Below are 13384 nucleotides of genomic sequence, written 5' to 3'. Positions count from 1 at the left end.
GGTGCTTTCTAGTTCAAGGGTAACTGAATAATGAATTTGCTTCCATAATCTTTTTTGGATTTTATCATTAGCTGGCCACCAAGTTTTCCAAGTGTTTCAGTGCACAATACCAAACCCAGTCCTGAGCCTTTTTCTCCATGAGTACCTTGTGTTGATGACACAAACTTTTGGCTCTGAATATTGTCTATCATTTCGTCATCCATGCCAATACCGGAATCCTTAATAATGATGATTACTTGATTATTTCTGGCTTCCGCGCATAATGAGATTTTACCATGTGCCGGTGTGAATTTTATGCTATTGTTGACAATATTTCGGACTACTAATGAAACATGATTGGGGTCTGATAAAATCTGAAGATTTTTTGGTATGTCAGCGGTAAATTCTATTCCCTTTATTTCGGCTTGTTCTTTATACACACCAATTTCGTTTGAAAATAATTCACTTAACTCCGTCTTTTTTAAATTAATGCTAAAACCTTCGAGTTGAGATCTTGCCCAAGTCAAAACGTTTTCTATTAAGGAGTTTATACTCTCCACGTTTTCTTTGACCTGCTTACGATAACTTTTTAATTCGGCCTCTGGAATCAACCCTTCCATTTCCAGAAGTCCGGTCAACATATGCACAGGTCTTTTAAGATCATGAGCTACAATTGAGAATAGCTTGTTTTTAGTTTCGTTGGTTCTTTCTAGCTCATCCTTTTGTTCTCTAAGCTGTTTTATGAGTTTTAACTGTTGAAAATATATTTTATGAAATGCATCTTTATACGATCCAACAAATAAATAAATGGCTAAGAAGACTGCCAGATATATCATTGAATTGGAATAGAATTCGCTTCCTAGCGAAAGATCTCTCGCCGTGAAGTCATAGGTATGTATGATAAAAAATATTACTACTGTAAGCATGTAGATGATTACTCTGCGAGTTTTCTCATACAAAATGACAACAGTAGGTGCAAGCATAAGAAATGCGTTCTCTGTTTGAAGAAATTCGCCGCTGCTAATATTATAAATACAATTACCAGTAATAATTATTAGCAATTGAAAGGTAAAGTAGAAGCGAGCAAGCATGTATAGTTTTTGCTTCTGTATAATAATGACAGGGAAAAATACGATACCTATCAGGCCAATGTCTAGGAGGAGATGACCGTAGCGTTGGAGATATGCATTTAGTATCGCTAGAAGGATAGCTAACACGGAACAATACGCACAAATTACATTGAGCTGGTTAGCCTTCTTTTGATCATAAAGCGAGAGATTTGTATCAGTAATGGTTAATAATTTATTGATTAATAGCATGCGTCCACTTTATTTTATGCCAATTTCTGAATGATTGCAGGAATTCTCATCTATTGATAGTGTACATAATGTGTACAAGCCATTGACGAAACATGAACATAGAAAATTTGGGAAGGACGTACTAAAATGTATTTATTAAGATGCAAAATGGTTTTAAGATAAAATTTTGCTTCTTGATTGGAGTCAACATTAAACGAAGTGATGGAGGTGCATTCTTTTTTTGATCCAAATTTTGACTAAACAATTTTTATCTTAAGTCACCTAAACGGATATTTGCAATTGATAATGTGATTTAGTTGATCACTTATTAATACCAATCTTGATCGTCATTTGATCAGGTTACCACCAAAGTGCACCGTAGGAGTAATTTAATAGTAAGCGTATTAAATTATGAATCGCATATTAGTTCTAAGTGTCATTCTATTTTCAATTTCGTTTCTTAGCGATGGCCAAAGTTGGGAGGAGACAGTTCATTCAAAAAAAGCCACCCTGGATTTATTTTGGAACACATCTGCACCATTTATATTCTATGATTCGAAAGGTGAGTTATCTGGAGTGGAATATGAAAATATACTTCTGTTTAAGAAATTCCTTCGCCATAAGTATTCGATTGATCTTACATTAAATTGGATTGAAATAAAGTCTTTTAATACAGTATTGGATACTATTAAAAACTCGAAAATACAAAGCCAATTTGGTGTATCCGCATTCTCAATAACCCCTGAAAGGAAACAAATACTTAAGTTCACAAATAGCTATTTATCCGATATTGTAGTATTTGTTTCTAGCAAAGGTTCACCCATAGTAACAACACCTGCCGAAATTGATGGATTAATAACTGGAAAAACTGCCATCTGCATTAAGGCCACTATTTATGAAGATTTATTATACGATCTAAGAAATCGATTAGATATAAACTTTGATATCAAATTCATTGGGAGTGATGAAAGTGTCATAGGGTATATTGGCTCTCACAGAGATTGTTTTGGATTCATTGACCTCCCTATTTATTTAAATTTGGTAAGAAATGGTGATGGAAACTCAGTTACCAGGCAAAATTTATTTACAGATCAAGGGACAGGGTATGGATATATAATGCCTCTCAATAGCAATTGGAAAATTCCATTTGATGAGTTTCTTACTGACCAACAATACAAAAGAGAACTTGCAAATATTATCTCTAAATACTTCGGGAAAGAATACCTTGATTTTATAGGAAAGTTGTATTCTGGTGGTGAATTAGGAACTACAATATTAACAGAAGAAAAGGAACTGCAACTTGCATTAATAGAGAACGCAAACCTGAAACTTGATAAAGAAGAAACTATTCGAAAGCTACTGACCTCTGGAGTAATAGTTACGACTTTACTATTACTTATCATAGGAATTCTATTCTTCAATAATGCTAAAAACACAAAACTTCTCATTTTAAAAAAGAATCAAATTGAACGTCAGCAAGAGAGTATTCGAAAGCAAAATGAACAACTGACAATTCAAAATGAACAGCTGGTTTCATTGAATGAAGAGAAAAATAATCTAGTCAGAATACTTGCTCATGATATGCGAGCTCCTTTGGGGCAAATCATTGGATCAGTGAACCTGCTAAACGATCCACCTCCAGAATTGGAAAGTAATCAAAAGCAAATGTTGATGGAAGCTGTAGAGAGAAATGCAAAAAAGGCTGACGAAATGATCAGAAGAATCTTAGATATTGATGTCCTTGAGAACAATAAAAAGTTGGCTGCTGTAGGAGAAGTTGATATAAATCAGATATTAGCAGATGCATCTCAACGATACAACCCAATTGCCATTAAAAAGGGAATTCGATTAGAGACCTATCTTGCCACGGAAAATTGTATCATAACTAGCGATAGTCTGCTAATTGCACTTATTATTGAAAATTTGATATCTAATGCGATTAAATTTTCTAAGACTGGGACTTCCATAAAGGTATCTGCAGAGGTATCCAATGAAGATGTCCTCTTTAAGGTTGCTGACCAAGGCCCAGGATTCACCAAAGATGATAAACAGCTTATTTTTAATCGATTTCAAAGATTAAGTGCTAAGCCAACAGGTGGCGAGCACTCTATAGGATTGGGCCTTTCGATTGTAAAAAAATATGTGCTGGATCTTGGAGGGGAGGCTTCATTGGAATCTGAAGAAGGAAAAGGGAGTACTTTTTTTATCCGTATTCCGAATCAATCGCCGATGATGGAAAGAGCAAGCTAACAATTGGAAAAATAGATGAATAAAAAGCCGAACCTCTCGGCTCGGCTTTCTTCAGGTTGGTAATCAGACGTTATTTGTCCATCTGAACTGTTGTTTCCATAGGGTCACGATTTTTCACGTGTTCTTCCAGCCATTGATCTTGCTCCCACAACAAATGCAGGATACTTTCTTTTGCTCGATATCCGTGGCTCTCTTTAGGAAGCATAACCAGACGTGCAGGTCCTCCTAAGCCTTTCAGTGCGTTGAAGTACCGCTCACTTTGCATCGGATATGTTCCAGAATTGTTGTCAGCTTCTCCATGTACAAGCAGTAGGGGTGTTTTCATCTTATCTGCATGCATGAAAGGAGACATGGTGTTGTACACCTCCGGAGCCTCCCAGTAGGATCGCTCTTCTCGTTGAAAACCGAAGGGTGTAAGTGTACGATTATATGCCCCACTCCTTGCAATACCCGCAGCAAATAGGTTGGAATGGCTGAGCAGATTTGCTACCATAAATGCCCCGTAAGAATGGCCACCTACAGCCACACGATTACGATCGATGTAGCCCATTGCATCCACAGCATCAATACCGGCCTTAGCATTCGCTACGAGCTGCTTTCTGAAGGTATCATTTGGTTGCTCATCACCCTCTCCAATGATTGGAAATGCCGCATCATCCAACACTACATAGCCTCTGGTTACCCAAAAGACAGGAGATCCATACCATGGATAGATAAACTCATTCGGATTCGTTGTATTTTGTCCAGCACTCGCTTTGTCTTTGTACTCTACCGGGTACGCCCACATAATCATCGGCATTTTTTGCTTTTCTGACTTGTCATATCCAACTGGGAGATAAAGTGTTCCAGTTAGCTCCACACCGTCATCACGCTTATAACTGATCACTTCTTTTTCTACATCCTGCATTGCTTTGAAGGGATTCTCGAATTGAGTGATCGGTTTGAGTGCTACTTTCTTTTTGATGTTTCTCAAATAATAATTCGGATACTCAGTTGGTGATTCTATACGAACCAAAATTTCCCCTTTGCTCATATCCATTGCATCAACCAAGTCTTCTACTTTATCTGTATAAGTAGATTGATACAATCTGGATTTCTTTCCACTCTCGAAATTCATCTGATCTACAAATGGAAACTGACCGTCCTTGGTGAATCCATCGCCCATCAGATACGCATTCCCATTGTCCATTGATAGAACATATTGATTCAGTTTGTTTTTGGAAGTCACGAAATTGCCAGGATCACTATATGCATCTTGATAGTTTCGATCAGAGATAACCTTTGGCTCTTTTGAATTATCAGAAGGATTGAAAGTGTATGTTTTAGTATTTCGATTGTCAAACCAATAGTCATATGCAATAGCCAAATTGTCCGATCCCCAGGTGATACCTGAGAAACGATTTTTCGTTTTTATCACAGATCGTTCTTTTCCAGTAAATGGAGAACTTAGTTCATATACCTCGTCGCGATATTCCATCTCTTTAGCCGGATCTCCCTGATCTAGTGCTAGCGTCCAAACCATGGTTGCGGGTTTATCAGCCCGCCAATTGAAACCTCTCGGCTGATCTGTTGTGGACATGAAGCCTTTTGGTCGTACTTCATCTACAGACCTATCCAGTAGCATTTTCACTTGATTACCACTTAGATCGTAAATAGCAGTCTCTGAAGCAAATCTGTAGTAGGGTACAAGATAAGAAAATGGTCGTTTCACTTTGGTTATCAACACATATCTTCCATCTGGTGAGAAATCTAAACCACGATACATACCAACATTCATCCATTTAGAGGAGTTTCCATCCAAGTTTACCTTATAGATTTCTGATCTGGCTAACTGCTCGAAGTTCTTCTCATCAACTGGGTTTTTAAGCAAATCTTGATAGGTCCTATTTTGAGCTTTCTCTCCAGAACTTACACTCACAGTTGGTCCAGTTGGAACAGCTGTCTGCGTATTTATTAATGGTTGACGATCACTCGGGAGCATTTTTACGAGCATGGACTTGCCATCTGAATACCAAGTCATAGGCCAGCCAAGGTTAGCATTTGCACCAGCGTTGGTGAGCTTTTTAGCTGTACCCTTGTTGACATCAAGTACCCATATTTCCACACCAGTCGAAGTAGTATGAGTGAACGCCATCATGCGTTCGTCGGGCGACCAACTGAAGTATGAAAATCTTGGATTTTCTGGAAGCCCCGATACTTGCTTTACGTCTTGATCAAAGGCTTTTTTTACTTTGATGTTATTGTAGAAAGTGGTGCGACTACCAATGTTGGTTACCGGATTAATCCTTAATCCACCCAGACGTAATTCTTCTTCTGAAAGTTCCGCGATGGTTTTGTAAGCATTACGATAAAGCAATACCACATTTTCACCTTTGTTGTCTATTCTGACAGAGGGTGCAAGAGGTGCATCTACTAGAGCCCTAATTTCTTTTGGTGGCTCTTGATATCCTAACCCACCTTGCGCAAATAAGCCAAGTGAGAGTAGAAATAAGAGGGTGTAGTTTATGATTCTTTTCATAGTCCAAGCTGTTTATATAAAATGATTTTGAACTTTAATTTAAAGAATAATGAAGTGGAATATCAACCGTTTGTGTAAGAGTAATGCCCCGGCGAGTTCAATTGTATAAATGCATAAATTTCAGAATTGCTTCAAAATGGGCTATTATGTTTGCAGCATGAAATTGCTTCTTGTTGAAGATCAGGACGAGTTAGCCGTTAGTATTCGGAATTACTTTTCGAAGGAGGGAGACATTTGTGAGGTAGCAACAAGTTTTTCTAAGGCAACTGAAAAGCTGTATGCATTTTCTTACGATGTTTTATTGCTTGATTTGATGTTGCCAGATGGAGATGGCTTATCACTATTGAAAGTAGTGAAAGACAATTGGTCCGATATGGGCGTCGTGATAATCTCAGCCAAGAATGCACTAAATGACAAACTGCATGGATTGGAGCTCGGAGCGGATGATTATCTATCGAAACCATTTCATTTAGCAGAGCTAAATGCTCGTGCAAATGCCGTATACAGACGTAGAAAGCAGGAGGGCAGACGGACTCTCAGTTTTAAAGAAATTGAACTCACTTTAGACAATCATGAGGCATTGGTTCACGGAACAATGCTCGATCTTACTCGCAAAGAGTACGAGCTACTTCATTATTTTATCGTGAATCAGAATCGATTGCTAACTAAACAGGCAATTGCGGAACACCTTTGGGGTGACTACATGGACACCATGGATTCTTTTGATTTTGTCTATCAGCACATAAAAAACTTAAGAAAGAAAATAATGAAGGCCGGAGGAAATGACTACTTGAAAACGGTTTATGGTGCAGGCTATAAAATGAAGGATGAGTGATGAATTTGATTGTAAGGATAACGATATTATTTGTGCTGGTATCTTTAATAGTCTTCTTGATTGGTGGGGTAATCAGCTTTAATGTGATGATGGATGAGGTTAACAGTGAGCAAGAACGTTTTTTGATAGAACGCCTGGATCGTATGCATACCAGAATTGAAAAAAGACCTCAAAAAGATACTTTGAAATGGACAAAGTTAATGGTGATTCCGCTGGCGGAATATCAAGTAGAACGGGTTACATTTTCTGATACGCTCGTAGTACATAGTCAACTTGATCGTCTTGAACCACACCTAAAGCTGGATGCAATACGCAACATAAATGGGACAAGCTACCAAATCATATTATATGATATCATTGTTGAAGCTGACGATATCAAAGAAGGATTGACAGAGTCATTGGTGACCATGTACCTTATTTTACTTGGAGCAGTATTGGTCATAGGCTTTCTGGCTTCCTACTACATTCTTCGTCCATTCAACAATACCTTAGACATCATTAAGAGTTTCTCACTGACTAAGCCCGATGCAAAAGTTCAGTTTCCATCATCCAATGTCATAGAATTTAAGCGGCTTAATGCTTTTCTTAAAGACATGACTGACAAAGTGAAGTCAGACTATCAGTCATTAAAGGAATTTTCCGAAAACGCTTCACATGAGATTCAAACTCCAATAGCCATCGTTCAAAGCAAACTGGAGGTTTTAATGGATGGAGATAACCTCTCCGAGGAACAAATACAGCAGCTCAGCTTCGCGCAAAACACGATGAAGCGACTTAGTCATCTGAGTAACGCGCTTTCACTCATAACGAAGATTGATAACCGGGAATTTGTGGATGTTGCGAACATCGATCTCTCCATGACGCTTGAGCAAATGCTGGAGGAATTCAAAGAGCTGATAGACTTAAAGAGTATTAACAAAAACATTAATATTCTTGCCAGTATTACTGTGCAAGCAGATCGTGTCTTAATAGAACTGATGCTTACCAATCTTATCAATAATGCAATAAGACACAACTGGGAAGGAGGAGAACTCAGCATCTCTTTGGCATCGAATCACATTGAAATTACTAATACTGGTCCCAAACTTGAGATACCTGAAGAGGAGCTGTTCCACCGGTTTAAGAAATCAAACCAAAGTGCAAAATCCATGGGGCTCGGCTTAGCTATCGTCAAGAAGATATGCGATTTCTATAATTATGAAATTCAATACAAAAACAAGGACGATTTTCATACCATTCATATTCGGTTTTGACCGCAAATAGAAAGTTTTTGAAATCTTCAGATTTGCTTCAGAATTCCCTCAAACATGCTTCAGAGATCGGTGTTAATGTTGTATTATGAAAATAAAGAGTCATTTATTCATTGGCCTCTTATGCTTGATTTCATTTGGATACAGCCAAGCTCCAAAAGATCAGGCAGCACCAACTTTTGCTGTCAAGGGAACGCTTATCAACTCAATTAGCAACGCACCTGTTGAGTTTGCTACAGTAAGTGTTTTTAATGAAGTCGATTCACTTTTGATAACTGGAGGATTGACCGATGAAGCAGGCATTTTTAACATTCCAGTAAAGCCGGGACACTATTATCTGAGGTTTCAATTTATGGGATTCAAGGATCTGATAATTGCGAATGTTGAAATATCCAGAGACAATCCTGTATATAATACCGGCCGGATTCAGATTAAAGAAAGTGAAACGTTGCTTGACGAAGTGGTGATACAAGGTGAACGTACGCAGATGGAAATGACGTTGGATAAAAAGGTTTTTAATATTGGCAAAGACCTCAGTAATCTAGGCGGTAGTGCCACTGATATATTAGACAATCTGCCATCCGTTCAGGTAGATGTAGAAGGCAATGTGAGCCTTCGAGGGAGTGAAAATGTACGTATTTTAATCAATGGTAAACCATCGGGACTGGTCGGTTTGAGTAGCAATGATGCACTCAGACAACTGAATGGCAACCTCGTGGAAAGTGTGGAAATTATTACAAACCCATCAGCTCGATACGATGCTGAAGGATTGGCTGGAATTATCAACATTGTCCTCAGAAAAGACCAAAAGGCAGGTTTAAATGGAAGCTTTCAGGTGAATACTGGCGTGCCAGACAACCATGGAGGCTCAGTCAATCTAAATTTTAGAAAAGATTGGATCAACTTTTTTACCAACATAGGTGTAAACTACAGACGAAATAAAGGCAGTGGATTTTCAGAGCAGAGTTTCTTCAATGCAAGTCCAACCTCACCATCATTTACCATAAGAGATCGCTCCCATGATCGAGGAGGTCTTAGCTATTCAACAAGATTTGGTTCAGATATCTATTTAAATGATCAGACTACTCTGACACTATCATTTCTTTATAGATTTTCTGATGAGAATAATGAAACACAATTGATCTATAATGATTCATATGCATCAGGAGCGGATTCGCTAACGCTGCGAAACGATAACGAAGGCGAGGGTGATGAAAATATTGAATATGCATTGAACTACACTCGTAATTTTAAAAGATCTGGTCAGAAGCTAACGGCAGATTTTCAATATCAAAATAATAATGAACAGGAAAGTAGCGACCTTATTCAGAGCATAGGCACCAACAACAATAATCAACTACCATTTCTTTTTCAACGAGCAAACACTGATGAGATTGAAGAGCGCTTCATGATCCAGTCAGATTATATTCATCCTTTTTCAAAAGATGGAAAGCTTGAGTTCGGAACACGCTACACTGATCGGCTGGTTGGTAATGATTACGTAGTGACGGAGCAAAATGAAAATGGAATTTACGAAGTTGACTCTGCGTTTTCTAATGAATTTGAATACGAGGAAGATGTGTTGGCAATTTATGGAATCGTTGGCAATAAATTAGGCAAACTTTCCTGGCAATTGGGCTTGCGGTATGAGCTGACCAAGCTTATCACGTATCAAAAAACCAACGACATCCGAAACGATCAGAACTATTCTAACTTCTTTCCTAGTATGTTTTTAACCTATCAGCTGACGGAGACTCAAGCATTGCAGGCGAGCTATAGTCGAAGAATTAGCCGACCGAGAGGAAGAAGGCTCAATCCATTTAGCTCAATTTCTGATAACAGAAACTACTATGTCGGAAACCCTAACCTTCAACCTGAATTCACAGATTCTTATGAGTTAGGCTATCTTTTAAATTTTGAAAAATCTTCCATTTACAGTGGTTTATATTACCGATATACAGAAGGTGTAGAGCAGCGGCTCAGATCTACTGATGAAAATGGAATCACATTTACACGACCATACAATGTATCTATAGAGCGATCATACGGTATTGAGTTTAATGTTTCTCAAGATTTTTCAGATTGGTATCGAGTGAGTGGAAATGTTAACTTTTTCCGTTCTTATGTCCCTGGTGGATCGGTTACCTTCGGAGATGAGGTAGTCACTTATAATGAGGCAAATGCTACCTCACTGTCTTCCAGAGTAAGTAATAATTTCAAGTTTAAAAAGTTATTTGATGCACAGCTCAATGTCAATTACAGGGCGCCAAGAAACACCGTGCAAGGAAAATCGCTGACAGTGACTTCCGTGGATATAGGATTGTCCAGAGATGTTTTGAAGAATAAAGGCACGGTTGCTTTCAATGTGAGAGATTTATTCAATTCCAGAAAATGGAGAAGTGAAACGTTCAATGAAAACTCTTTCCAGTATAGCGAGTTTCAGTGGAGATCTACAACTGCAACATTATCCTTTACCTATAGGCTTAATCAGAAAAAGCAGCGAGAGAAAAATAATGAGAGAGGAGAAGATTACGGAGATGGTGGCGCTGAATTTTAGGCATTTCAAGACAACTTTTTGAGTAAGTTGGTGATAACCCTCCTTTGCTGTTTTTTAGCGGGAGGGTTTCTTATTAGTATTGAATCTTGTGGCTAGCTAGTTCCTCACCACCTTTACCAAAGTAGCGTATAGTGAAAATCGGATTTCTAGCTACCCACATAATAGACATGCTGGCAAAATTGGGATCATAGATTTTATCCTTTATGATGTACTGATTATCCTCTTTTTCCACACCAGCAGGGCTCGTTAAGCTACTGGAGGTAAATTCATATAAAGGATAATCATATCCTGAAACATCTATTTTAGAAACTTCCGAAAGATGCCGATCACCCGATAATAAAATCAGGGGTGAATTTATCGTAGAGATTGTTTTGAGTAGCCTCGCTCTCGATTTTGGAAAGTTTGCCCATTTTTCCCAACGATGCTGGCTGGGAATTACCTGGATGCCTGATGCGAGTATGAATAAATCAATGTCGGATTCTGAAAGCTGAGATTGTAACCACTTCCATTGTTGTTCACCTAAAATATCTCCATTTTGATTTATAATAGATGATTTTTCGCGAGTGCCAGGATTTATCCATTTGAGTGAATCTCTAAAATATCGCGTATCTAATAGTATGATCTTGACATTCCCAGCACTACTCTTGTATGTATAGGATTGATACGCGCCTTTCCGAGTACGCGCGGGATGATTTTTATCGACATCCAGGAATTCAAAGAGTTGTTCTTTGCTTTCATCCTTGGCTACATATTCTTTGCCGCCATCATTTACTCCGTAATCATGATCATCCCAAATACCAATTACTTCGGTATTGTTAAGAAGTTTTTGATAGTCGGGATGTGACTTCTGAAGGTCATATTTCTTCTTCAAGATAGACATGTCCTCTGAATCTCCATAGATATTGTCCCCCAACCAAATCCATAAATTGGGGTTTGTGGCAGAAACTTCAGCCCAAAGCTGATTCTCTGGCTGATCTTGAACACTACACGAGCCAAAAGCAATGCGTGTGATTTCTTTATTTAAGGTGACATCTGACTTTTGAGCAGAAAGTAGAATGGGAAGAATCGTTAACAGCGAAAGAATTGTTTTCATGAAATGAAAGCTAATAGACATTTAGAAATATTTATAAAGATAACTGTTATCAAAATGTGTATTTTATTGTTAGGTCGTAGAATTTTAAATTAGAATTAATGATTTTAAACCACACAGATGACAATATAGATGGCATCATGCGACTTACTTACGATGAGGATACCTTTAGTTGTCATCCATTCATAGATAGTGAAGAGCGTTTACTCACCATCGCCTGGAATAAAGGTGCTGATCAGGAGGTAATTGTAGATGCAGAGGAAGTTACTCTTAAATCAAACCACGTCATAATTCTTAGCCTAAGCCAATCGTTTCAATTTGGACAGCCAAGAGATATTATAGCTATACAGTTTAATAGGGATTTCTATTGCATTTTAGATCATGATCATGAAGTGTCATGTGCTGGATTGCTTTTTTATGGAAAGCGAGAAAATCCCATTCTCTGCTTGAGTGATGAACAACAACAAAAGCACGAGTTGCTATTTCAAGTATTCCTTGATGAATTTCATGAAGAAGATGATAATCTAAAGACCGAGATGCTTCGGATTGTGTTAAAGCGACTGATCGTGAAGTTAACTAGAACTTATAAGTCACAAATAAACCTTGACAGTATTGATGATTCAGAAATGGATGTAATCAGACGATTCAACGTGCTAGTGGAACAGCACTTCAAGAAGCATCATCAAGTGCAGGATTACGCAGATTTAATACACAAATCCCCAAAAACTATCTCCAACTTGTTTTCAAAGTATAGTGATAAGTCCCCGCTGCAAACCATCCATGAGCGAATTCTTATGGAAGCGAAACGACTTCTTATTTACACGGATAAGACCACTAAAGAAATCTCATATGAATTGGGCTTTCAAGACATACCTGGATTTAGTCGTTTTTTTAAAAAAAATACCAACATGGCACCTTCCAAATACAGAGAAGATCAACGAAATAGACTGAAAGGGAAAAATTGACAACTCTTAGGGAAGAATAGCTACTACCTTCAGTCATCCTTCTCGCGTTCTTTGAACCATAACATTTTAGAAAATTTCAAAAACTATTATTATGGAAACGTTCAAAGTACCAACTCGAGAAGAAGTCTCAGAAAAGAATCAGGCGATCTTCGACAACCTTGAAGCCAACTTGGGTTTCGTGCCTAATCTGTATGCTACATATGCATTTAGTGAAACAGCACTTGAAGATTATTTGGTTTTTCAAAACAGAAAGACATCATTAAAATCCAGAGAAAGAGAAGTGATTAACCTGGTAGTAAGTCAGGTTAATGGTTGTGCTTATTGCCTTGCAGCTCATACAGCAATAGGAAAAATGAATGGTTTTTCAGACGAACAAATTTTAGAGATACGATCTGGAGAATCAAGTTTTGACGATAAAATAGACGCTCTTGCAAAGTTTGTTAAAGATATTACCATCAACAGGAGCAAACCTAGTCCAGCGGCTCTCGAGGGACTTTTTAGTGCCGGCTATACCAAAGAAAGTTTAATAGACATCAACGTGGTGATTGGTGATAAAATCGTAAGCAACTTCATCCACGGCAGCACACAAATACCTGTTGATTTCCCAACTGCTCCTGAATTAGAAGAGGCAGCAGTTTAAGT

Annotated in this window: 9 protein-coding genes; 6 read left to right on the top strand and 3 right to left on the bottom strand. The window is 38.0% G+C overall.

All coding sequences use genetic code 11. The annotated features are described in order from the left end of the window. Positions 1-8: 8 nt before the first annotated feature. Positions 9-1298, bottom strand: a complete 1290-nt coding sequence (locus tag ABJG98_RS06075; protein WP_348278596.1) for a HAMP domain-containing sensor histidine kinase — start codon at positions 1296-1298, stop codon at positions 9-11. A 390-nt stretch (positions 1299-1688) separates the two neighbouring features. Here ABJG98_RS06075 and ABJG98_RS06070 point away from each other — a divergent pair, with 390 nt between their 5' ends. Beyond that, positions 1689-3527 carry an ATP-binding protein gene (locus tag ABJG98_RS06070; protein ID WP_348278595.1) on the top strand — a complete coding sequence of 613 codons (1839 nt, stop codon included), beginning with the start codon at positions 1689-1691 and terminating at the stop codon, positions 3525-3527. Positions 3528-3597: 70 nt separating this feature from the next. Here ABJG98_RS06070 and ABJG98_RS06065 read toward each other — a convergent pair whose 3' ends face one another. After that, positions 3598-6045, bottom strand: coding sequence for a prolyl oligopeptidase family serine peptidase (locus ABJG98_RS06065; RefSeq protein WP_348278594.1), 2448 nt, complete (start codon positions 6043-6045; stop codon positions 3598-3600). Positions 6046-6202: 157 nt separating this feature from the next. Between ABJG98_RS06065 and ABJG98_RS06060 the strand changes: the two genes are divergently transcribed. The 3 genes from ABJG98_RS06060 (at position 6203) to ABJG98_RS06050 (ending at position 10687) form a co-directional block, all read left to right on the top strand. Continuing rightward, positions 6203-6880: a response regulator transcription factor gene (locus tag ABJG98_RS06060; protein WP_348278593.1), complete on the top strand. Its 678-nt coding sequence runs from the start codon at positions 6203-6205 to the stop codon at positions 6878-6880. After that, positions 6880-8133, top strand: coding sequence for a HAMP domain-containing sensor histidine kinase (locus tag ABJG98_RS06055; protein ID WP_348278592.1), 1254 nt, complete (start codon positions 6880-6882; stop codon positions 8131-8133). Before ABJG98_RS06060 ends, ABJG98_RS06055 begins: the two co-directional genes overlap by 1 nt. Positions 8134-8218: 85 nt before the next feature. Beyond that, positions 8219-10687: an outer membrane beta-barrel family protein gene (locus ABJG98_RS06050; protein ID WP_348278591.1), complete on the top strand. Its 2469-nt coding sequence runs from the start codon at positions 8219-8221 to the stop codon at positions 10685-10687. 73 nt (positions 10688-10760) lie between these two features. Here ABJG98_RS06050 and ABJG98_RS06045 read toward each other — a convergent pair whose 3' ends face one another. Further along, complete coding sequence (locus ABJG98_RS06045; RefSeq protein ID WP_348278590.1) at positions 10761-11780, bottom strand: alkaline phosphatase D family protein; 1020 nt, start codon at positions 11778-11780, stop codon at positions 10761-10763. Positions 11781-11878: 98 nt separating this feature from the next. Between ABJG98_RS06045 and ABJG98_RS06040 the strand changes: the two genes are divergently transcribed. Together ABJG98_RS06040 and ABJG98_RS06035 are read left to right on the top strand one after the other, a co-directional pair. Then, positions 11879-12742, top strand: coding sequence for a helix-turn-helix domain-containing protein (locus ABJG98_RS06040; RefSeq protein ID WP_348278589.1), 864 nt, complete (start codon positions 11879-11881; stop codon positions 12740-12742). A gap of 91 nt (positions 12743-12833) precedes the next feature. Then, positions 12834-13382, top strand: a complete 549-nt coding sequence (locus ABJG98_RS06035) for a carboxymuconolactone decarboxylase family protein (protein WP_348278588.1) — start codon at positions 12834-12836, stop codon at positions 13380-13382. Positions 13383-13384 lie beyond the last annotated feature (2 nt).

Source organism: Ekhidna sp., assembly GCF_039960695.1.
Lineage (GTDB): Bacteria > Bacteroidota > Bacteroidia > Cytophagales > Cyclobacteriaceae > Ekhidna.
This window is presented reverse-complemented; position numbering and strand designations above follow the sequence as displayed.

Coding starts and splice junctions, on each gene's coding strand:
- ABJG98_RS06075 (WP_348278596.1), bottom strand. CDS start 1,298: ATGCTATTAATCAATAAATTATTAACCATTACTGATACAAATCTCTCG.
- ABJG98_RS06070 (WP_348278595.1), top strand. CDS start 1,689: ATGAATCGCATATTAGTTCTAAGTGTCATTCTATTTTCAATTTCGTTT.
- ABJG98_RS06065 (WP_348278594.1), bottom strand. CDS start 6,045: ATGAAAAGAATCATAAACTACACCCTCTTATTTCTACTCTCACTTGGC.
- ABJG98_RS06060 (WP_348278593.1), top strand. CDS start 6,203: ATGAAATTGCTTCTTGTTGAAGATCAGGACGAGTTAGCCGTTAGTATT.
- ABJG98_RS06055 (WP_348278592.1), top strand. CDS start 6,880: ATGAATTTGATTGTAAGGATAACGATATTATTTGTGCTGGTATCTTTA.
- ABJG98_RS06050 (WP_348278591.1), top strand. CDS start 8,219: ATGAAAATAAAGAGTCATTTATTCATTGGCCTCTTATGCTTGATTTCA.
- ABJG98_RS06045 (WP_348278590.1), bottom strand. CDS start 11,780: ATGAAAACAATTCTTTCGCTGTTAACGATTCTTCCCATTCTACTTTCT.
- ABJG98_RS06040 (WP_348278589.1), top strand. CDS start 11,879: ATGATTTTAAACCACACAGATGACAATATAGATGGCATCATGCGACTT.
- ABJG98_RS06035 (WP_348278588.1), top strand. CDS start 12,834: ATGGAAACGTTCAAAGTACCAACTCGAGAAGAAGTCTCAGAAAAGAAT.